The organism is Neosynechococcus sphagnicola sy1 (genome assembly GCF_000775285.1).
In the GTDB taxonomy this organism is placed as follows: domain Bacteria; phylum Cyanobacteriota; class Cyanobacteriia; order Neosynechococcales; family Neosynechococcaceae; genus Neosynechococcus; species Neosynechococcus sphagnicola.
The window spans coordinates 1-21,129 of record NZ_JJML01000027.1; the positions used below are offsets into that span (position 1 = coordinate 1).

Consider the following 21,129-nt stretch of genomic DNA (forward strand, 5'->3'; position numbering starts at 1 on the left):
CCTCCCCTTTGTTTCCGCCGTTTTCACCGACTGGCTATCGGCTGCAATCGCTGTGGGTTGCGGGCATTTGTGCATCTGCTCTCGCACTTGGTCACGCAGGGTGTGGTTGAACTGCTCCCACAACCCTCGGCGTTGCCATTTGCGGTCGTAGGAATAAACGGTTGAACTCGGCGGATACTCCTTGGGTAGCATCTCCCATTGACAGCCGCTTTTCAATTGATAGTAGATGCCGTTACAAACGCCTCTCATGTCGGTTGTGCTGGGGACGTTCACCCGGTTTCCCAGGCGCAATCAGTGGGGCTAAAATTGCCCATTCTTTGTCACTTAGGTCACTGGAGTAGATGGGTTCGCTCATATCGCTGCTCTCAACTGGGTGTCAGCAGTTTATTCCCCTTCTCCGCTCTCCCCTCTCGCTTTAGATTTACTTTATAAACACGCTCTATGGCAGCAAGTGGAAGTAGATTTGCAGAAGAAATTGCTAATTTCTGAATTAGCTGCTGCTGGCGTATGCTTCACGCCAGCAGATATTGTGAAAATTGCCAAACGCTCTGACGGGAAAATTGTGTTCCTAGAAACTGGCGATAACGACAAGGGCTTGCAGCATATTCTTTTAAAGGCTGCTCAGTTTACTGATCGAAAGATTCCGCAGAGCAAGTTACCAGACTTGGTGATGCAAGCAGTTCTGATAGGGAAGCCCATAGGAACTCAAGGACGAGACCGAACTATCTACGAGGTGATGTTTGGCGACCAAAAGCAATATGTATCTGTTAGCGTAGGTAGTAATGGGTTTATTGTTTGGTGCAAATCCAACCGAGAACCGTCAAATTCGGAAATTCATAGGAAATGCCGAAAATAATTCGAATGGCAGCTGATTACGACTGCGAACCCTTGTGGGATTCGGAGGAGGCGGACTATGTTCCGGCTGAAGAACTAGTCCTAAGCCAGCAGACTATGGAGCGACTGGATGAATGGCAGGCAGCCTATGATGCCATCCTCAACCTACAAGATCCTTATGAGATCGCTTTTCCCAGTCCTGAAGCAGAAGCTGCTTGGGATCAGGAAGGATTAGCACTGGCAAACCAGCTACAAAAAGAGCTGGGCGAAGAATACGAAATCCATTACAACAACCAGCCAGTCAAAACTCTAGCGCAGGTGTGACGGTGACGGATACCCCTACAACGGTCGATAGACTCGATAGTTGATTTCTGGAAAGATATTGTCGATTTCTTCGACCTTACTCAGCCAGCCCGCATCAATTTTTCCTGCTTTCAAATCTTCGTAGAGTTTGTTAAACCGCTTCAAGTGCGATTGCGTCCGCCGGACAGCATAGGGCACCATTGTTCCGGTGCGCATGATAAAGGCCCAATCGGAAGACTGTGCCAGCAATAACTCCCGGGCTGCCTGATTGAGGGCGTGCCATGCTAGTTCATCGGCTGGTTCTAAGTGGGCAATCTCAATCATTCGCTCCGCTGCCTTATGGAGGTGGGGATAAATCCAGGCATTGGTATCGTTTAACCAGTACTCATGGAAGCCCTTATAGCCCCAACTTGATTGCGACGGACAACAGACTTGCTGGGTGGGGTGTAGCTGCAAATAGTCAGCCAGATGGATCATCTGGTAAGTACTCTGGTCGTGCCAGGTCTTACGGAAGAGGTAATCCAGGAACCAGGGACCTTCATACCACCAATGCCCAAATAGTTCGGCATCGTAGGGGGAAATGATAATCGGGGGACGCTGCATAATCCCATAGAGATGACCCACCTGACGTTCCCGGTTGTACATGAAGTTGCCCGCATGTTCGGCAGCCTTCTCCCTTGCCCAGTAAGGGTCATAGAGTGCCTTATCCCCGAGCCCCAGACCTCGGCCCGTAATCTTGTGGTACTTGATTCCGGTATTTTTGCGTTGGCCGTTGGGCATGATGTAGGGCTTGATATATTCGTAATCTGCTTCCCAGCCCAGATCTTTGTAGAATTCGCGATATTCTGCCGCCCCTGGATAGCCCACCTCTGAAGACCAAACCTGCTGGGAAGATTCATGATCCCGGCCAAAGGCCGCCACCCCCGTCTCGGTAAAGATCGGGGCATAGGTACCAAACCGAGGCCGGGGACGGGCATAGAGAATCCCATGGCCATCGGTCAAGAAGTACCGCAACCCTGCATCAGCCAACATCCGCTCCAGCCCTTCATAGTAGGCACACTCCGGCAACCAGATGCCCCTGGGAGGCCGACCAAAGTTTTGCTCGTAGTGTTCGCAGGCCACCTGGATTTGTGCCCAGACTGCCTGGGGATACATCTTCATCAACGGTAGGTAGCCGTGGGTGGCTCCACAGGTGATGATTTCCAGGTTGTTACTGTCTTGAAACTGCTTAAACGCAGTCACAAGATCGCAGTCATAGGATTCCCAGGTCTGACGGACGCGGCTGAATTCGGCAACGTAGTGCTCAGCCAGGTAGCGAAGATGACCATTCATCCGGTTGTGCTCCACCTCCTTCTCCACCAGTTCTTCGAGGAGGGTGAGGTGGGCATCATAGCGGTCTTGCAACAGCGGATCTCGCAGCATCGACACCAAGGGCGGCGTCATACTCATGGTGATTTTGAAGTCAATACCATCTCGTTGCAGCCCTTCAAATGCCTGCAAAATCGGGATATAGGTTTCAGTAATTGCTTCAAACAACCACTCCTCTTCCAAAACATAGTCACTTTCGGGATGGCGAACGAAAGGAAGATGGGCGTGGAGAACCAGAGCAAGATATCCAATACTCATAAAATTTAAGTAACGCTACGGCTCAGAGTCGCAAAGCCAGATTGCAAAATTGTAAAGCAAAATCGTAGGGCAGACGTGAACACCTTAGGAGGGGAACTCAGGAGACCCAGGGGACTGGGGATCAAGCGCCAGGAGCGTGGCTTCGCCAATGGGATCATGGAGGGGATGGCTCCAGAGGTTGTCTGAATGACCCGATCCAGTTGAGAATAGGGGAGCATTGGCACTAGCAGGGTCTTGATTGCGGTGCTCAATCAGGTAGCCCTGAAGGACTAGCACCGCTGAACTGGGTGGTTGTCTCGGCAACGTCAGGGTTTGTGGCTATCGGCATGAGAAATGGGAGTCAGGAATTGGATTACGATCTGGTGATTTTGGGAGCCGGGGTTGGCGGTCATGGGGCTGCCCTCCATGCGGTGAGTTGTGGGCTCAAAACCTTAATTGTGGAAGCTGGAGCGGTGGGAGGCACCTGCGTCAACCGAGGTTGTATTCCCTCCAAAGCCCTCCTCGCAGCCGCTGGGCGCGTCCGTGAATTGCGGAACACTCACCACCTGAAAGCCCTCGGACTCCAAGTTGGCAGTGTGGAATTTGACCGCCAAGGCATTGCTGATCATGCCAGTAACTTGGTGGCCAAGATTCGGGCTGACATGACCAATAGCCTGCGGCGGTTAGGGGTTGAGGTTTTGCAGGGCTGGGGGAAGGTGGTTGCCCCCCACACCGTCAGTATTGCCACTGCCACTGGGGAAAAGACCGTAACGGCTGAGGATGTGATTCTAGCCCCCGGTTCCGTTCCGTTTGTCCCACCGGGAATTACGTTGGATGGCAAAACGGTGTTCACCAGCGATGATGCCCTGACCCTGGAATGGCTCCCCCCCTGGGTCGCCATTATTGGCAGTGGCTACATTGGGTTGGAGTTCGCGGATATTTACTCAGCTCTAGGCTGCGAAATTACCATGATCGAAGCCCTCGATCAGTTAATGCCCACCTTTGACCCGGACATCGCCAAGATTGCTCAACGGGTGCTGATTGCCCCCCGTGACATTGAAACCCGATCGGGTGTTCTGGCGCAGAAGGTGATCCCCGGTTCACCCGTCGTGATTGAACTGGCGGACACCAAAACCAAAGAGGTGGTGGAAGTTCTAGAGGTTGATGCCTGCCTGGTGGCGACGGGACGGGTACCCGCCACTCAAAACTTAGGGCTGGAATCCGTGGGGGTGATCCCCGATCGCCGAGGATTCATCGCCGTGGATGACCGCATGGCTGTTTTGATTGAGGATCAACCCGTTCCCCATCTGTGGGCCATTGGGGATGCAACGGGTAAGATGATGCTGGCTCACGCTGCCTCTGCTCAAGGGATGACGGCGGTGGAAAATATCTGCGGACGTCCGAGGCAGATCGACTACCGCAGCATTCCAGCCGCCGCCTTTACCCATCCTGAAATTAGTTTTGTCGGCCTCACAGAACCCGCCGCCCAAGCCCTGGGTGCAACCGCAGGATTTGAGGTCGCTGCCGTCCGCACTTACTTTAAAGGCAATTCCAAGGCGATCGCCGAAGGAGAAACTGAAGGGCTGGCGAAGGTGATTTATCGTCAGGATACCGGAGAAATTCTCGGGGCACATATCCTGGGACTCCACGCTTCCGATCTGATTCAGGAAGTTGCCAATGCCATTGCCCAGGGATGTCCGGTGCAAGATCTAGCCTATCTGGTGCATACCCACCCCACCCTCTCGGAGGTGCTGGACGAAGCCTATAAACGGGCTGAAGCCGCGATCTCCCATCGTCCCTAACCTGGATAGCTGACTTACTGCTCTCTTGACTGCTCCATCATCGGGTCTAGTATGCAAATTCGCCGTCGTTCTCCGAGTTCTTCCATTCACATCCAGGAGTTACGCTTTCAAACCACTGTTCCCGACGCCGAACCCCGGAATATTTTGGAGGCCATTGTCTGGCATAAGGAAGTAGAGGTTGATCAGCTACGGGAGAACTTACCTCTGACGGAACTCCGCAAGCAAGTCCAGACTGTGACCCCCCCCGTCTAGATTTTCTGGCCGCTCTCCAGGCGGGTAAAACCCGCCCTGCTGTGATTGCTGAGGTCAAAAAGGCATCGCCGAGTAAGGGGATACTGCGGGAAGATTTTGATCCCGTCGCGATCGCCCAAGCCTACGAACGTGGCGGGGCTTCCTGTTTGTCGGTGCTGACTGATAGAAAATTCTTCCAGGGGAGCTTTGAAAATCTCAGTCGGGTGCGAGCTGCCGTTGATTTGCCCCTGCTGTGTAAGGAATTTATCCTCTACCCCTACCAGATCTACCTGGCGCGGTCGCGGGGAGCAGATGCCGTCTTGTTGATTGCGGCCATCCTCAGTGATGCGTCATTGCACTACTTTCTCAAGATCAGTCATGCCCTGCAAATGACAGCCTTGATTGAAGTCCATACCTTGGAAGAGTTAGATCGGGTCTTGACGATTCCAGAAGTGCAGTTGGTGGGGATCAATAATCGGAATTTGGCAGATTTTTCCGTGAGCCTGCAAACGACCTGTGCCTTGTTGGCCGCCAGGGAATCCCAACTGCGAGAGCGGGGAATTCTGATTGTCAGTGAATCCGGACTTCACACCCCTGCCGATTTGCATCAGGTTGCAGCCGCTGGTGCCCAAGCCGTTTTAGTGGGAGAGGCCTTGGTCAAACAACCCGATCCGGCACAAGCATTGCTGGCGTTGACAGGGGCTGATCAAGCTGTTCGGCATGAGATTCCCACGTAGAGCTATTACCAGAACCTCCTATGGATCCGATTCCCCTCCCGTCCCATATTCACTACGAGCTACTGTTGCAACTACTAGAGCGCCAGACCATGTTTGCCGTCAGTCAACCTCAGCAAGAGCAGGTGCATCAGTTGATCAGCACCTTGCGCAAAGCCCTGACCCAACAGAAACAGCTGGAGGATAGCTGCCAACGAGCCCATTTACCCATTGAGTTTCGCTGGTCTTTGAATCGCACAGAGCCGGGGCCGCCCCTGTCTGCCGATCCAAATTAGCCATCTGCCCTGCGATCGTAAAACTCCTCCTCCAGGTAACGTTTGAGTTGTTGAGCCATGCGCACCATCCCTTGATGTTCTTCTCGACGGATGAAGGGTAAAAATATCCGTGTTAGGCGTCCTGAAATCATCTGACGATGGATATAGGTTGTTCTCCCGGCTCCGGCATCTAACAGTTCAAAGCTATGTTCACTCATAAACCCAGGAGCAGTGGCAATCCACTGGAGACAGACCCGCGGTTGGAGGACAGTTACCTTAGCTTGGAACATCGTCGCTACTTCTCCTGGCAAGCGACAGAGGGATAGACTGACTGACTGCCCCAGCTGAAATGTGAGACCGGGATCGCGGTCGTACAAAAAGCTATTCCACTTCCACCAGTGTTGCTTTTGGCAAAGAGCCTGCCACACTTGCTGCCGGGAGGCTTGAATTTCAATCGCAGTGTGGAGGCTTGGCATCGCCGTTGTTGTACAACTGTACGTATAACCCGGTACAATTCTAGACCGATTCCCCCTTTAGGCTAGGCACCATTCGCCTCGCCTTTTCCCGCACCCCCAAATTGAGCATGGTTAACCTGACTCCTACTTCTAGTTTTAGTGTGACCATTCGCATTCAGATTCCCAATCATGCCGGAATGTTAGCGAATGTTACCCAGGCGATCGCCGCCGCTGGTGGCAATCTGGGGCAAATTGACTTGATTGAGCAAACGCGTAATTTCTTGATCCGAGAGCTTACCGTGGATGCGGTCAGCAGTAACCACGCCGAAGAAATTGTCCAGGCTGTCAAAGCGGTGCCCGAGGCCCAGGTTCTCAATGTCTTCGATCGCACCTTCAACTTGCATCGGGGCGGTAAGATCCACGTCGAAAGCAAAATTCCGCTGAAGAACCAAATGGATCTGGCCATGGCCTATACCCCCGGCGTGGGACGCATCTGTACCGAAATTGCCCAAAACCCTGAGCAGGTTTACAACCTGACCATCAAAGGCAATATGATTGCCATCGTCACCGACGGTAGTGCCGTTTTAGGGTTGGGGAATCTAGGGCCAGAGGCAGCCTTGCCCGTGATGGAAGGCAAAGCCATGCTGTTTAAGGAGTTTGCAGGACTGGATGCCTTCCCCATCTGTCTGGCAACCCAAGATACCGATCAGATCGTGGAAGTTGTGAAGCAAATTGCCCCGGTCTTTGGGGGGGTCAACCTAGAAGATATTGCTGCCCCCCGCTGCTTTGAAATTGAAGAACGGCTGAGCCAGGAACTAGACATTCCCGTCTTCCATGATGACCAGCACGGCACAGCCATTGTCAGTTTGGCCGCCCTGATCAATGCCTTGAAGCTGGTGAATAAATCCCTGGAGATGGTCAAAATTGTGATCAATGGGGCGGGAGCCGCTGGCGTGGCGATCGCCCGTCTCCTCCGCAAGGCTGGCGCGACTCAGATCTGCCTCTGTGACTCCAAAGGAATTCTCTCCCTTAGTCGCAGTGATCTCAACCCTCAGAAACAGGAATTTGCGGTGACGGCGGCGGGAACCCTCGCCGATGCCCTTCAGGGTGCCGATGTGTTCCTGGGAGTCAGCGTCCCTGGGGTTTTGACCCCAGAAATGGTGCAGACCATGGCCAGGGATCCCATCGTATTTGCCATGGCCAATCCCATTCCTGAAATTCAGCCAGAACTGGTCAGAGGGATTGTTGCTGTCATGGCAACGGGGCGCAGTGATTACCCCAATCAAATCAACAATGTCTTGGCTTTCCCTGGACTGTTTCGGGGTGCCCTCGACTGTCGCGCTAAAGCTCTGACCATGACGATGTACCTAGAGGCGGCCCAGGCGATCGCCTCCTTGGTGAAGCCCAGTGATCTGCATCCGGAACAGATCATTCCCTCTGTCTTCGATCCACGGGTAGCAACCACCGTTGCCGCAGCTGTGCAGCGAGCCGCACGTCAGGAAGGTTTAGCAGGGCGGTAGCCCTCCTCCAGCAGCAGATCGCCAGCCCGTAGGTTAAGCTAGGAATCGCGACGATGAATAGTCTGCTACTCATCGCTATCCAAAGACATCATTTCTTCAGAAGTGGGTCACTGCCCACTTTTTTTATTGGATCGATCCGATGACGCATCCACTGATTTTCCAAGTCATTGATCTGGCAGCACCGGTGGCTGAATCCCTCGGCTTAGAGGTTGTGGGAGCGGTGTTTCATACCAATCAGCGGCCCCCGGTGTTACGGATCGATATTCGCAATCGTCAGCAGCACACAGGATTAAACGACTGCGAGCAAATGAGCCGTGCCCTTGAAGCCATTTTAGATACGACACCCATCATCCCCGATCCCTATGTTCTGGAGGTTTCCAGCCCTGGAATTTCCCGCTTGCTCACCACAGATCGAGAATTTATTGCCTTTCGGGGATTTGGAGTCATTGTTACCGCCATTGCACCCGATGCCAGCCAACAACAATGGCAGGGGCAGCTGGTGGGTCGGGATGAAACCACCCTTGTCCTGACTCAAAAGGGACGGGCGATCGCCATCCCCCGATCTCTGGTTACCCAGGTGCAATTAGATCAGCAGGGCTAGGGGCCGCCGATCCAGATTGGGGTTGATTCAACACACCTAGTCACCTAATTCTTTACAACTCCAGGGAGATTTTTTATGTCAATGGTCAGCCTGCCCGGACTCCGGGACATGATTGACAGCATCAGTCGAGAACGTAACCTGCCCAAGCACGCTGTTCAGGAAGCCCTGCGGGAAGCCTTGCTCAAGGGCTATGAACGCTTCCGCCGTACTCAGCAGCTAGAAAATCCTCACCATGATGAGCATTACTTCGATAACTTTGATATCGAGCTAGATATCGAGGAAGAGGGATTTCGGGTGCTTGCAACCAAAATTATTGTGCAAGAAGTCGAAATTCCCGATCATCAAATTGCTTTACAAGAAGTGCAGGAGGTAGCGGAGGAAGCCCAACTCGGCAGCGAAGTGATCCTGGATGTCACTCCCGAGCAGGGAGAGTTTGGCCGCATGGCCGCTATTCAAACCAAGCAGGTACTGGCCCAAAAACTACGAGATCAGCAGCGCAAGCTGGTGCAGGAAGAGTTCCAGGATCTGGAAGGCACGGTCCTGCAAGCCAGAGTGCTGCGCTTTGAGCGCCAATCGGTGATTATGGCCGTCAATAGTGGTTTTGGGCAACCGGAGGTCGAAGCCGAACTCTCGAAGCGAGAACAACTGCCCAACGATAACTATCGCGCCAATGCCACCTTCAAGGTCTATCTGAAGCGCGTTTCCGATGGGCCTCACCGGGGGCCGCAACTTCAGGTATCCCGTGCGGATGCCGGGTTGGTTGTCTATCTGTTCGCCAACGAGGTACCGGAGATCGAGGACGAAGTTGTCCGCATTGTCGCTGTGGCACGGGAAGCCAATCCTCCCTCTCGCTATGTGGGGCCTCGAACGAAGATCGCCGTCGATACCCTGGAACGAGACGTTGATCCAGTGGGGGCTTGCATTGGAGCCAGGGGTTCCCGTATTCAGGTCGTGGTCAATGAACTGCGAGGGGAAAAAATTGATGTCATCCGTTGGTCTCCCGATCCGGCCACCTACATTGCCAATGCCCTTAGTCCTGCCAGAGTCGATGAAGTCAGGCTCGTGGATCCAGAAGAACGCCAAGCCCATGTCCTCGTCCCAGAAGACCAGTTAAGCTTGGCAATTGGCAAGGAAGGCCAGAATGTGCGGTTGGCCGCCCGACTCACCGGTTGGAAAATTGATATCAAGGATGCCGCCAAGTACGACTACGAAGCTGAAAATCGCAAGATCAATGCTGCGGCAGAGGCCCGCTACCAAGCACAGCTGCAAGCCCATGATCAGGCAGCAGAACTAGAAGCAGAAGAGGAATATGAGGAGGAGGAAGAGAATGAACTCGAAACAGCAGCAGACCCCAATCGAGCCCCATCGTTAGTGTCTGCCGATGTCCACTACCCCGGCGAATAACCTGAGGATGGAAACAGCCAGCGCCCATCGGATCACGTTCCATGACCACACCCAATACTCGACGGTGCATTAGCTGCGGCAAGATGGATCTTAAATCAGCCTTTTGGCGGGTGGTTCGGGTTCATCCATCGCAGATGGTTCAATTGGATCAGGGAATGGGGCGCTCAGCCTATTTATGTCCTCAACAGAATTGCCTGCAAACGGCTCAAAAGAAAAAGCGTCTAGAACGCACCCTGAGGGTCAAAGTCTCCCAAGAAGTTTATCAGCAGCTATGGCATCGACTGGAGGGCAGTATTCAGGCTGGGAAAGGCTAGACAATGTCTGTTATCTTGCCGTTTTTACACCCACTTTTCTGAAGCAATCAGCAGCATGGAACCTGGCAGGCGCACTAAATATTACAAAAAGTTGCGGCGGTTTTTGCTGGATTATTGCAAGATCAGGGTTAAAGCAGCTTACGCTAGTGAAGGACAACTACCGTTCTCACTCAGAGGCAAGAGATTGCCATTGGGGAATGGGAGTCAATCAGAGACCCACCAGTCAGCAGTTGTCAGTCCAGCCGATGTAACCGTTACCCAGAACAGTAAGCACCTATGTAACAGTCAGCACCAAGAGGGAATTGTGGATGAACAATGGCAGAGTGAGAATTTACGAGTTATCGCGGGAATTAAACTTGGATAATAAGGGTATCTTGGCAGTTTGTGAACAGCTTAACATCGCAGTGAAATCTCACAGTAGTACGATTACAGAAACAGAAGCCGAACGGATTCGAGCCGCTGCTGAAAAGTATTCGGCGGCTCAAGCAGGAGCAGCTAAACCCACCGCAGAGCCGTCGGGGGGAATACGGCCTGTGCCATCTCCATCCAAGGAAGTGAGCAATCGGCCCATTGTCCAGAAAAACAACAAATTTTAGAAATTCGTAAACCGATCATTCGCCCCACCCTGAATTCTGAGTCGGCGACGGTTCTGGAGCCAGCGGCTAATCAGCCGCTCCATGCCAGCACACTGCCGTCAACTGCGAGTCAGCAGCCCCAAACACCGCAGCGGCTGACGACTCCCCCCGCCCAGTTCGCGGCAATGGTATAGCGGGTACCGTCTCTCCTACTCTGCCGCCGCCATCCTATCAGGAACCAACAAAAGACGAATTGCCAGTAGCCCCTGGGCAATCGACTCCCTCCAAGGTCGTTAATCGTCAAGAACCTGGCAGTTCCCCTGGCACCACATTCCAACCAGCATCGCTTTCGAGTCGGCCTGTCCTCAAGCGTTCTCGGGGCGATCAAGCCCCATCAGACGGGCTCAGACCAACAGAGGGTACTGCCGGAACTGCAGAACCGCGAAGACTGCCCAGTCGGCCCCAAGCATCCGACGGCACCACGGAAGAGCGCTCCAAGCCGCAGTTAACGACTGAACTCCCCCGGCCGAGATTAGTGCGTCCCAACCTCCAAACGGACACCGAACGGGGTGAGGGATCTCAACATCTGGCTGGGGAAGGCAGGCGGGTTGCCAGTCCCAGTCGGGGAGGGCTATCCTCCGCGCCAACGGGTCTTGAGGCAGCTCCCACCGTCCAGGATTTGAAGCGTCCTACCCCTCCCCGATTGGCGAAGCGGGGTAAGGGTTGGGAAGAAGAAGAAGTCGATGAGACGCCAGATTTCGCTGAAAAAGCTGCCAAGGTTAGCACCAAGGCGAAGCGACGGCTACAACCGTTGGACGAGATTGACATTGATGATATTGAAAATATCGAGGATATTGAAGATCTCGAAGATCTCGATGACACTCAAGATCAAGGCTTCCGAGAAGAAGAAGGAGTTGACCCTGCCCAAGTCAGTCTGTCGATTGCCCGACCTCCCAAGCCTAAAGGACGACCAGGACAGGCTAGACTCGCCTCAGCGGGTGCAGCCTTAATCACGCCCAAGGGCAGAAAATCCGGGGGTGGGGACGATGGCGACCGGGGACGACGACGACGCGATCGCCGGGGTCAGGATGCGACGGTTGAGCGTCCTGAGCGGCTGATCCTCACCGGTAGCTTAACTGTGCAGGAACTTGCTTCGGTGATGATGGTTCCTGAGGCAACGATTATTAAGACCCTCTTCTTCAAGGGGATTGCGGCCAATATTAACCAAACCCTCGATATGCCAACTGCAACGATGTTGGCTCAGGAATTGGGGATGGTGGTCGAGACACCGGAGCGAGAAGCCGCTGCCCGCAAGGTCACGGAGATGATCGATGCCGGAGACCTAGAAAGTCTGCAGCGGCGGCCGCCAGTGGTCACCATTATGGGTCACGTCGATCACGGTAAAACCACGCTCCTAGATTCCATCCGCAAGACAAAGGTTGCCCAAGGTGAGGCGGGCGGAATCACCCAGCACATTGGTGCCTACCATGTGGATGTCACCCACGAAGGCAAGATGCAGCAAGTGGTGTTTCTGGATACTCCTGGCCACGAGGCATTCACGGCAATGCGGGCAAGAGGGGCACGGGTTACCGATATTGCGGTGTTAGTCGTCGCAGCCGATGACGGTGTGCAGCCACAGACCATTGAGGCAATCAGTCACGCCAAGGCGGCGGAAGTGCCCATGGTGATTGCAATTAACAAGATTGATAAACCAGACTCCCAGCCTGATCGGGTGAAGCAAGAACTCACAGAGTTTGGCTTGGTTCCAGAGGAGTGGGGTGGTGATACCGTCATGGTGGCCGTGAGTGCAATCACTGGTGAGAACCTGGATGCACTTCTGGAAATGATCTTGCTGGTGGCGGAAGTGGAAGACCTCTATGCTAATCCTGATCGTGCCGCCCGGGGAACCGTGATTGAAGCTCACCTCGACAAGGCGAAGGGGGCGGTGGCAACCTTGTTGATTCAGAATGGGACGCTCCGAGTTGGCGATATCCTGGTAGCCGGATCTGCCCTTGGAAAGGTGCGAGCCATGGTCGATGATCGGGGCCATCGGGTGGAAGCGGCTCTCCCATCCTTTGCCGTCGAAGTTCTGGGTCTAGGAGACGTCCCTGCCGCAGGGGATGAGTTTGAGGTGTTTAAGGATGAGAAGGAAGCGCGGGCGATCGCGACTGCTCGCACCGATCAACAGCGGCAATCTCGTCTGCAACAGGCCTTGACCTCTCGCCGTGTTACTCTAAACACGCTTTCAGCCCGGGCTCAAGAAGGGGAACTTAAGGAACTCAACCTGATTGTCAAAGCCGATGTGCAAGGTTCCCTGGAAGCAATTCTAGGAGCGCTGAAGCAACTGCCCCAGAACGAGGTGCAGCTGCGAGTTCTGTTTGCAGCACCGGGAGAAGTCACTGAAACCGATGTGGATCTGGCAGCAGCCAGTGATGCCGTGATTATTGGCTTCAACACCACCCTCGCCAGTGGCTCCCGTCAAGCATCGGATCGTACCGGGGTGGATATTCGGGAGTACAACATCATTTACAAGCTCCTAGATGACATCCAGGGAGCAATGGAAGGCTTACTCGATCCAGAGTTGGTTGAAGAAGCTTTGGGTCAGGCAGAGGTGCGAGCGGTCTTCCCTGTAGGTCGCGGTGCCGTTGCTGGTTGCTATATCCTGTCTGGTAAAGTGATTCGTAACTGTAAAGTTCGGGTGCATCGTGGGGGCAACAAGGTCTTTGAAGGTATCCTAGATTCCCTCAAACGGATGAAGGAAGATGCTCGTGAGGTCAATGCTGGCTATGAGTGTGGGATTGGCATTGACAATTTCAAAGACTGGGTGGAGGGGGATACCATTGAGGCCTTCCGCATGGTCAGCAAACGTCGTACCCTCTCCCCCGCCTGATCCCAGGCTGATACTGACTGATGTAGTAGGTGTCTGGAATGCGCTCCTTTTGGTCTGATCCCTATCTGTCGATTCATGCAGCTGGTTTAGCACTGTTGCCGATCAGTCTCGAAGTCTGTGTCTTGGCCATGGCGGCGGGGGAGCCCCAACTCCCCTGGTTGGAATTTCTGTTGATTGCAACAGCGGGGATCGGGCCTGTTTTATGGATGCAGTGGTTCCGCCCCTTCTACATTTTCAGTGTGCTGTTCATTGCCCTGCGCCCCGAAGTGTTAACCCTGGATCAGCGCCGGGTTCTGACCCGAATGAAAGCACCGAACCATCGGGGGTGGGTGGTTCTGGTGGCGATCGCCCTGGGTATGGGGTTATGGCCGCTGTATCGTAGCGCTGCGATCGCTGCTGACCTGACTCCTTTACCCCCAGCATGGCGCATCCTAGGAGTATTCATAGCGGGTTTAGCGTTTCTAGGGAGCAATCTTTTTCTCCAAGTTCCCGTAGCGGTGCTCCGGGTCTTATTGTTGAAAGACACCGAGTTTACAGCGACCCCACCCTATGCCCTCGAACAAATTGCTCAGGACTTTACCATTCCCGGCTGGGGGGTGAATCAGATTGTGCCCCCCTGGACGACTGGCGTTAATGTGCCTGCTGGCATCTTTTCAGCGGCTGAGTCCCAGCCCCAACCCAGTGTTTCAGAATTACCCTCTGCCCAAGAACCAGACTAAATCAGCCGCTTCCCTACCCTAAGAGTGGCCGCACATCCACCCGGAATGTTCTCCCTGGTACAGTTGGCTAATCTTGGGACAGGCTATTCTAGAAAAATCTATAGCAATGGCTCCGATTCACTCCTCTCCTCATCCTCTGACCTATGGCTAGTTTTTCTCCCTCTTCTTCCCCTCCCTGCCCTGAAGATCTCAAGGTTTGGCAGCAACTACAACAGGCAATCACTACCAGTTCTGGGTTTCAGCGTTGGCAGCTTGAGTGCAGCCTCCATCAAACCCTCCAAGGTATGAGCCTAGAGCACCGGGTTCGTCGCTATCTGCGTGAAACCCTAGAAACCCTCTCTTATTAGGAATTGCCGGCAGATTCCAGCTTTCCCCGCCTCGTTGCTCACAATTAGGTAATCAGAATTTAGCCGTCGAGTCATTTCATTGCCTATGATCGGAGAGAGAATCTCAGGCATGTCATGCAGTTTATCGATCAGGTAGAAGTTCAAGTCCAAGCTGGGAATGGAGGCGATGGCATCGTTGCCTTTCGTCGGGAAAAATATGTGCCAGCGGGGGGACCCTCTGGGGGCAATGGGGGGAAAGGTGGATCTGTGTTCCTGAAAGCGGTGGAGCACCTGCAAACTCTGCTGGATTTCAAATATGATCACCGATTTAAAGCAGAGGATGGGGGGCGGGGCGGGCCTAAAAATATGACGGGTGCCAATGGGGGCGATCGCTGCATTGAGGTTCCCTGTGGCACTGTTGTCTATGACGCTGAAACCGAGGAAATTCTTGGGGATCTGGTGCAGCCCGGACAAATATTCTGTGCTGCCCTAGGCGGGAAAGGTGGCTTGGGCAATCAACACTTTCTTAGCAATCACAATCGGGCACCAGACTACGCCCTCCCTGGGTTACCTGGGGCACAGCGACTCCTACGCTTGGAATTAAAGTTACTTGCTGAGGTGGGCATTATTGGTCTCCCCAATGCGGGCAAGTCTACCCTCATTTCCGTGCTCTCCGCTGCTCGACCCAAGATTGCAGACTACCCCTTCACCACCCTGATCCCGAACTTGGGCGTAGTTCGTAAACCTTCAGGGGACGGCACGGTCTTTGCTGATATTCCCGGATTAATTAGTGGTGCTCATCTGGGGACGGGGCTTGGGCATGACTTTCTCCGCCATATTGAACGGACGCGGTTACTGCTGCACCTGATTGATGTCACCCAAGAAGATCCGCTGGTAGCTTACCAAACTATTCAACATGAGTTGCAAGCCTATGGTCGTGGTTTATCAGAGCGGCCCCAAATTCTTGCCCTGAATAAGATTGATGCCTTGGGGGCAGATCCCACAGCATTAGGGGACATCGCCGCCCAACTCCAAGACGTTGCCCAACTCCCGGTGTTTTTGATTTCTGCTGCCACTCGCAGGGGGCTGGATCCCCTGCTCCAGGAGGTCTGGCGATCGCTGGAACAGCTAGAGGCGGATCGGGCAGCAGAACTTTTGCTCACCGCCCCTGCAGCTCTCAGTCCCCTCATCGGTCACAGTCAAGCCATTTAATCCCGCAGCTGATTCGGGTCATCTGGGGGGGAGGCGATTTCAGGGGCTACCAATGGCGGCGGTGAGTTTCCCCAGTCGGAGGATGCCGGGTAGTAAGAGGGTTCCGGGTAGGTAGATCGCTGTTCAACAACTGATTGGGAGGCTGCTGGGAGGCGATCGCGCCGTTGCCCAGGGGTGGAAGGCTTACGGGTAAAGTTTTTCCAGGCTGCCCGCACCCCTACCAGCACACTCCGGGTGTTTACCTGCACCCGCTGTGCCTGCTTTTTAGCCCCCAGTAAACTTTGATCCACTTGTTTGACAACCTCACCCGCACTCTTAACCCCCTCACTGATATCGTCCGTTAAGTCACTAATTTCTAGACCCGTCAGCCGGATGGCTTCTAGGGTGGGTGGCAACTCCCTGGCCAAGGTATCAAACAACTTTTCCGCACTGCGGGCTGCCCGTGCCAGTTCTTGCAGCGTTGGCAGTGCCGCAACCAACACCGCGCTAAGACTGGCCGCAACCAGCAAAATAGACAATCCGAGCCAGAAGAGGGGATCCATCACAGCCTTATAGGGTTCCTAGGGTTCATAACCACGATTGGGATGGGATCGAAGTGTTTCCTCCGGATCAGAGGGGGGATTACTGGATGGATCGGAATTGGCGGTTTCGGGGGGGTAGGGGTAGAGATTATTCAGCACCGGGCGAGTCGTCTCCCCCTCCTTCCCCGTGAGCAGACGTTCCCGTTGGCTGGCCTCGATTCCGGCGGCGATCGCCTCTCGCAATCGATTCAGAGTGTCATCCCAGTTGCGCAGGGCTGATTCTGACAGCCGTCCTGCCTGGAACTGCACACTGGTTGTCAAATCTTCTGCCAATTCCGGGAGCGCATCCGCAGACTTTTTCAGTAACCGCCGCGTCTCGCGTCCTGATCGGGGGGCAATCAACAGACCTGCTACAGTACCAACGGCAGCACCCAGTAGCAAGCCGCCAATAAAGAATCCAGAGCGGTTATTTGACATCTTTGTGGCTTTGATCTGAGGACAACTCCCCTCCACAATAATCTACTTCCGGCTTATCCAGAAGTCTTGAGAGCTGCTTGTAGAGAATTTTCACCCATTCCCCAAACAGGGGCTGAGGGATGCTCAGGGGGCTCAGCGACCGCACCCGCGATGGTTATGGGCAGCCGGGGTTCCTCTTTTCCTAGACCCCTCTGCGAATATGACGGCGCCGGGAGGGGGGAGTAGGGCGAAGCAGACGGGTGGGTGGCCCTTGGAGGGAGCGCAGTTGGCGATAGAACCACTGCCCGAGACTGAGGATGGCTAAGAGCTGTTGCGCTTGTTGCAGTTGAGGTTGGAGTTTCTGGTACTGCCGCCGCAGATGGCGCGTCCCAATTTGACCCTGGGCGATCGCGGCGGGAGCTGCGTGCAGGAGAGCATAGGTATCCCGCTCAATCGTGTGTAAGCTCGCGGTCACCTGCGCCAAGGTACGCCGGAGATGCCAGACCTGCCAGGTCGCATAGAGGCAGGCAAGGGCAATGGAGAAGTTAAAAATCAGTACAATTGCCAACATCAGAGGTCAGTACCTTCCGCAAAGGTCAGAACAATCGTAGCCAAGGCAGCTTTCACCATCAAGCTGCACCCCAAGTTTCCCTCATCCTAGTTGGGGAATCAGTTGCAGGGTTCCGAGACCCAATTCCTTGGATGAGAGGAGCCGCACCTCAAAAAGAGCCACCATATCTCGAAGTTGGGGCTTACCCCGGGAAACTCCAGTAATCCCCTTGGCAATTACCAAACCACAGAATCCCTGGGTTTGTTTGCAGCGACGATCCCATTTTTTCCGGGCTTCGGTGTGGACGGGATCGTCCTCGACAAATTCACCAAATAAATGCAGGTCACCACTTTCGGTTTGAAGAATCCCCAGATCGTAGCGATTTCCCTCAAAGGGGTCTTCCCCAGGATTAAAACAGATCGCCTTCAGTCCCCCAGCTTTTTGCAATTCGGCAATCAAGTTCTTGGCTTTCGGGCGAGAGGTTTGAATCAGAATCACCGGAAATCCATCCCCCTCCTCTGGAAAGGATCGCGGAGCTGCCTGATGTACATCCGTTGTCTCCCGGAGCATACTTAAGCTCTCCCAGGGCATGGCACCTATACTAAAGAAGGCATCATGGGGTACCAGATCATCCCGCAGTAAGGGCTGGATGTCTTCTCCCTCATCATCTGTCTGATCCATCATCTCTAGGAGTTTGGCGGTCAGATCCGGTAAGGTTCCCACCTTGACCGCAATGGCAGTAGCTCCCTGATCTTCTGGATTGGGAATCCGATAGCGACTACTCAGCGCTGGAACTAGGTCATCATCGGCTGAAAACTTCCGACGATGTTGATGCAAAAAGCGATGTAATGCTTCCAGGCAGACCAACAGGGCGATCGCCTCTTCTTCATAAATAAATGGGCGCATGCCCTCAAGGGGATGCAAATTGCCAAAGGCAGGCTCAATTTCCGCCACAGGTAACCCTGCCAGATCCACCTCTTCGCCATCTAGATCTTCATCGGCAGAGTCAAAGGTGAGGAAGAGACAGTCCTGAGCTAGAAACGCTTCTTCCAGGGTCTCGGGAGACCCCTCCTCCTGTAACACACTGGCTCGGAAGCGCTCTAGGGAGTCTTGGGAGCGGTAGAACAACAACCCATACTCCATACCCAGCATTCCCATAACCGAGACGTAGAGGGTTTCGAGATCCCCGTGATTCAGTTCAACCGCTAAAATTTGATGATCGGCGAGTAAATTCCAGGGGGCATCCTGCCAGATCTGGAAGGCGATCTGGGTCAGTGCCTCGGTATAGGCCGGGGGAGTTTTAGGAGGCCGAGAATTCACAACATCTTGAAAACTACGAAAAATTTCGTCGATCAAGGGGAGGTGGGGAACACAATCAACCACAATGTCTAGGTCTTGCAAGACCCCGCGCAGAAAAAACTGTAGCTGGCGATCGCGCACCACGATCTTCTGAGGGCGGCACGGTTTCCCAGGGCCTTGGGGATGTTCCATGGCTCGCAGCAAAGTACGAACCACCGCCTCTGACCCCGTTTCTGGAGGCACCATTTCCATCGCTCGTACCACCCCCTCAGAACCATCGGCCCAGAGAATACAGTCAGCCTCTGTTTTCACCGCAGTAGCATGGGACTCGGTCAGCTCACCCAACGCAGCTAAATTAGCCGATAAGGGTCGACGATCTCCCTCCCAGACACTGGGGATTTGGCGTAAACTCTGTAAGCGACGACGGGTGGTTCTGTTAAGGGCAGTCATAGATACAAGCCTACGCAGTGAAACAAGGCGATGCCAGTGAATAAAATCTGAATGGATGAGTCTGTCCTAGATCCTAATCTTAGACACGGAGTGTCTGCTTCGAAATGGCTTTTTCATCTTTGGTAAAAATGAAATTCCTCAAACCCATCCCTTTTGTTCAGACCAATCCATGGCGTAGTGCCACCACTGCAGCCTGTACTCGGTCATCGACCGCCAGCTTGTTCATGATGCCCCGGATATGGGTTTTGATGGTATTGGGACTGAGGTAGAGGGCTGTGGCAATTTCGGGATTGCTATAGCCTTCCACCATCAGCTTTAACACTTCCAGTTCCCGGTGAGACAAATGACCAATGTTACTAGCCGGAGTCGGTGGTTTCAGATGTTCCACTACCCGGCGGGCAATTTGGGGATCTAGATAGGTGGCACCCTCTTGGGCGGCGGCGATTGCTGCCAGCAACTGATCCACACTCGTACCCTTGATGCAGTAGGCATCCGCGCCACTAGAAAGGGCCGCAATTACCTCGGTTTCGGTGGTGTGAGACGTTAACATCACCACATGGGTCTGGGGCAGTGCTGCTTTAATCTGTTGGGTGGCGGCAATCCCATCTAGGCGTGGCAACCCAATATCCATAACCACAATGTCGGGTTGCAGGCGCAGGGCAGCTTCCACACCCAGATAGCCATCTTCTGCCTGCCCCACGATTGTAATTTGGGGATAGGCTTCTAGAGATTGCTCTAATCCCAACTGCATCATGGGATCATCTTCAACAATCAAAATTCGTAGGGGGGGTAACTCTTTCAGCAAAGTCATTGGGTGGGGGTGATGGCTGCCACTTAGTGTAGTAGATCTACGAGAGGGTGAAAAATACTGAGCGTATTTCCTCAGCCCAGCCATTGAGCAGCAAGTCGAAGGTCTATAGGGCTTTTTAGGGCAATGGTTCGTCCATCAGTGGGTGAAATCCCACTGGACTTTGGCCGCAGGGTCACCTCCAGGAATGAAAATGCAGCTCCATTTCATCTTCGGGAGAGGGATGAACACTGGGTCTGGAAGGTTTGATAGCGGTTCTTGATCACATGAAATACACCTGAGTTATACAGGGAGAGGATTTGAGCTTTCTACTTACGCCACAGTAGATCGGTAACCGCCATAGCACCGATCTCCTAAGGGCTAGTCCGTGCCCAAACCCAAAAATACGGCCCCGAAACAGTCGTTTGAAATCCCTGTTAAGTTGTAATAAATAACCAGCTCATCAACCCACCTTAATTCCATGAAAAATTCGAGAATGAAATTTCGTCAGATCCATCACACCCTTGCTCCGATCATGCTGCTGCCGATTGTCTTGACCGTGATCACAGGGACTTTTTATCAAATGTTTGATTTGGCTGGACAAGGGGATAATGTTGAGTGGTTGCTAGACATCCATAAAGGACACTTCGGAGCCTTGAATCTAGAAATAATCTACCCATTTCTCAATGCATTTGGTTTATTGGTAGTGGCAGCAACCGGTAGTTCAATGTGGCTACAAATGCACAATAACTCCATAAGACGTTAGCCTTGATGGTGTTTTTAATATGTCAAATTGAAGTTGTAATTCGACCTATTGCTACCTCAATATAGCCATTCCTACTCTAATGAGATACGGTAACAACAATGAGAGAACCAGTTACGAATGTTCTCAAGAGAGATTTGGTTGAAAGCCGATTCAAGAGCCAAGGCGAGGTCAGGATAATTACGGGCCTTGATCGACCGTAAAATCTGCTTAATTTTAGACCAGGCATTTTCAATGGGGGAGAAATCAGGAGAATAGCGGGGTAAATAAATCAAAGTAGCTCCCGCTTGTTCAATCAAAGCTCTGATCTCAGCTCCCTTATGAATCGAGCAATTATCCATTAAGACAAAGGCTCCCGGCCATAACTGCGGCACTAATCGCTGAGCAATGAACGCTTCAAAGGTGAGTCCATCGATAGCCCCTAACAGACTCACTTGGGCAATCACACCTTTAAGAGATAAAGCCCCAATCACCGAGACATTTTTGCCTCGGCTGGAAGGACGATTTCCTCTGGCTCTTTGCCC

At 53.4% G+C, this 21,129-nt stretch carries 21 protein-coding genes and 3 pseudogenes; 14 read left to right on the forward strand and 10 right to left on the reverse strand.

The window, feature by feature from the left end; translation table 11 throughout:
* A pseudogene (locus DO97_RS12575) lies at positions 1-355 on the reverse strand (IS5 family transposase); the annotation flags it as partial.
* Positions 356-373: 18 nt separating this feature from the next.
* On the opposite strand from DO97_RS12575, the gene DO97_RS12580 reads away from it, so the two are divergent.
* Together DO97_RS12580 and DO97_RS12585 are read left to right on the forward strand one after the other, a co-directional pair.
* Entirely contained in the window at positions 374-856 is a 483-nt protein-coding gene (locus DO97_RS12580; protein WP_204368614.1) for a hypothetical protein, read from the forward strand.
* A complete protein-coding gene (locus tag DO97_RS12585; protein ID WP_036533904.1) occupies positions 844-1,158 on the forward strand; it encodes a hypothetical protein in 315 nt (104 codons plus the stop codon). Before DO97_RS12580 ends, DO97_RS12585 begins: the two co-directional genes overlap by 13 nt.
* A gap of 15 nt (positions 1,159-1,173) precedes the next feature.
* Here the strand turns inward: DO97_RS12585 and DO97_RS12590 are convergent, their stop codons facing one another.
* Both DO97_RS12590 and DO97_RS12595 read right to left on the reverse strand, forming a co-directional pair.
* Positions 1,174-2,763 carry a glycoside hydrolase family 57 protein gene (locus DO97_RS12590; RefSeq protein WP_036533907.1) on the reverse strand — a complete coding sequence of 530 codons (1,590 nt, stop codon included), beginning with the start codon at positions 2,761-2,763 and terminating at the stop codon, positions 1,174-1,176.
* A gap of 84 nt (positions 2,764-2,847) precedes the next feature.
* Positions 2,848-3,066, reverse strand: coding sequence for a hypothetical protein (locus DO97_RS12595; protein ID WP_204368615.1), 219 nt, complete (start codon positions 3,064-3,066; stop codon positions 2,848-2,850).
* A gap of 23 nt (positions 3,067-3,089) precedes the next feature.
* Between DO97_RS12595 and lpdA the strand changes: the two genes are divergently transcribed.
* The 3 genes and pseudogenes from lpdA (at position 3,090) to DO97_RS12610 (ending at position 5,784) form a co-directional block, all read left to right on the forward strand.
* The gene (gene lpdA, locus DO97_RS12600) at positions 3,090-4,544 is read left to right on the forward strand and encodes a dihydrolipoyl dehydrogenase (protein WP_036533914.1); all 1,455 of its coding nucleotides are present in this window, start codon (positions 3,090-3,092) and stop codon (positions 4,542-4,544) included.
* 51 nt (positions 4,545-4,595) lie between these two features.
* Positions 4,596-5,512 (forward strand): annotated as a pseudogene (gene trpC / locus DO97_RS12605) (indole-3-glycerol phosphate synthase TrpC).
* 20 nt (positions 5,513-5,532) lie between these two features.
* Positions 5,533-5,784 carry a DUF5340 domain-containing protein gene (locus DO97_RS12610; protein WP_036533917.1) on the forward strand — a complete coding sequence of 84 codons (252 nt, stop codon included), beginning with the start codon at positions 5,533-5,535 and terminating at the stop codon, positions 5,782-5,784.
* Here DO97_RS12610 and DO97_RS12615 read toward each other — a convergent pair.
* On the reverse strand, positions 5,781-6,239 hold the full coding sequence (locus DO97_RS12615; protein ID WP_036533920.1) for an SRPBCC domain-containing protein: 459 nt from the start codon (positions 6,237-6,239) through the stop codon (positions 5,781-5,783). The genes DO97_RS12610 and DO97_RS12615 overlap by 4 nt on opposite strands.
* A 107-nt stretch (positions 6,240-6,346) precedes the next feature.
* Here DO97_RS12615 and DO97_RS12620 point away from each other — a divergent pair, with 107 nt between their 5' ends.
* The 8 genes and pseudogenes from DO97_RS12620 (at position 6,347) to obgE (ending at position 15,779) form a co-directional block, all read left to right on the forward strand.
* Positions 6,347-7,738 carry a malic enzyme-like NAD(P)-binding protein gene (locus tag DO97_RS12620; RefSeq protein WP_036533965.1) on the forward strand — a complete coding sequence of 464 codons (1,392 nt, stop codon included), beginning with the start codon at positions 6,347-6,349 and terminating at the stop codon, positions 7,736-7,738.
* A 139-nt stretch (positions 7,739-7,877) separates the two neighbouring features.
* A complete protein-coding gene (gene rimP / locus DO97_RS12625) occupies positions 7,878-8,339 on the forward strand; it encodes a ribosome maturation factor RimP (protein ID WP_036533925.1) in 462 nt (153 codons plus the stop codon).
* A 75-nt stretch (positions 8,340-8,414) separates the two neighbouring features.
* Positions 8,415-9,743 (forward strand): transcription termination factor NusA, encoded by a 1,329-nt coding sequence (gene nusA, locus DO97_RS12630; RefSeq protein WP_193365076.1) that lies wholly within the window; start codon positions 8,415-8,417, stop codon positions 9,741-9,743.
* 41 nt (positions 9,744-9,784) lie between these two features.
* On the forward strand, positions 9,785-10,057 hold the full coding sequence (locus DO97_RS12635) for a YlxR family protein (RefSeq protein WP_036533928.1): 273 nt from the start codon (positions 9,785-9,787) through the stop codon (positions 10,055-10,057).
* A 308-nt stretch (positions 10,058-10,365) separates the two neighbouring features.
* Positions 10,366-13,522 (forward strand): annotated as a pseudogene (gene infB / locus DO97_RS12645) (translation initiation factor IF-2).
* A gap of 38 nt (positions 13,523-13,560) precedes the next feature.
* Positions 13,561-14,241: a low-complexity tail membrane protein gene (locus tag DO97_RS12650; protein ID WP_072016440.1), complete on the forward strand. Its 681-nt coding sequence runs from the start codon at positions 13,561-13,563 to the stop codon at positions 14,239-14,241.
* 143 nt (positions 14,242-14,384) lie between these two features.
* On the forward strand, positions 14,385-14,588 hold the full coding sequence (locus DO97_RS12655; RefSeq protein ID WP_036533937.1) for a hypothetical protein: 204 nt from the start codon (positions 14,385-14,387) through the stop codon (positions 14,586-14,588).
* A gap of 114 nt (positions 14,589-14,702) precedes the next feature.
* Positions 14,703-15,779 (forward strand): GTPase ObgE, encoded by a 1,077-nt coding sequence (gene obgE, locus DO97_RS12660; protein ID WP_052128696.1) that lies wholly within the window; start codon positions 14,703-14,705, stop codon positions 15,777-15,779.
* Here obgE and DO97_RS12665 read toward each other — a convergent pair.
* The 5 genes from DO97_RS12665 to DO97_RS12685 form a co-directional block, all read right to left on the reverse strand.
* Positions 15,776-16,324 (reverse strand): hypothetical protein, encoded by a 549-nt coding sequence (locus DO97_RS12665; RefSeq protein WP_476703523.1) that lies wholly within the window; start codon positions 16,322-16,324, stop codon positions 15,776-15,778. The two genes, obgE and DO97_RS12665, sit on opposite strands and share 4 nt — an antisense overlap.
* Before the next feature lie 15 nt (positions 16,325-16,339).
* Positions 16,340-16,777, reverse strand: coding sequence for a YtxH domain-containing protein (locus DO97_RS29435; protein ID WP_081980740.1), 438 nt, complete (start codon positions 16,775-16,777; stop codon positions 16,340-16,342).
* Positions 16,778-16,958: 181 nt separating this feature from the next.
* Entirely contained in the window at positions 16,959-17,327 is a 369-nt protein-coding gene (locus tag DO97_RS12675; protein WP_052128697.1) for a hypothetical protein, read from the reverse strand.
* Between the two features lie 81 nt (positions 17,328-17,408).
* Complete coding sequence (locus DO97_RS12680; RefSeq protein ID WP_036533942.1) at positions 17,409-19,055, reverse strand: DUF6930 domain-containing protein; 1,647 nt, start codon at positions 19,053-19,055, stop codon at positions 17,409-17,411.
* 157 nt (positions 19,056-19,212) lie between these two features.
* The gene (locus DO97_RS12685; RefSeq protein ID WP_036533946.1) at positions 19,213-19,866 is read right to left on the reverse strand and encodes a response regulator; all 654 of its coding nucleotides are present in this window, start codon (positions 19,864-19,866) and stop codon (positions 19,213-19,215) included.
* A gap of 472 nt (positions 19,867-20,338) precedes the next feature.
* On the opposite strand from DO97_RS12685, the gene DO97_RS12690 reads away from it, so the two are divergent.
* A complete protein-coding gene (locus DO97_RS12690; protein ID WP_239651708.1) occupies positions 20,339-20,608 on the forward strand; it encodes a PepSY domain-containing protein in 270 nt (89 codons plus the stop codon).
* 71 nt (positions 20,609-20,679) lie between these two features.
* Here DO97_RS12690 and DO97_RS12695 read toward each other — a convergent pair.
* Positions 20,680-21,129 (reverse strand): transposase (locus tag DO97_RS12695; RefSeq protein ID WP_052128699.1); only part of this gene is annotated, 450 nt, incomplete at its 5' end.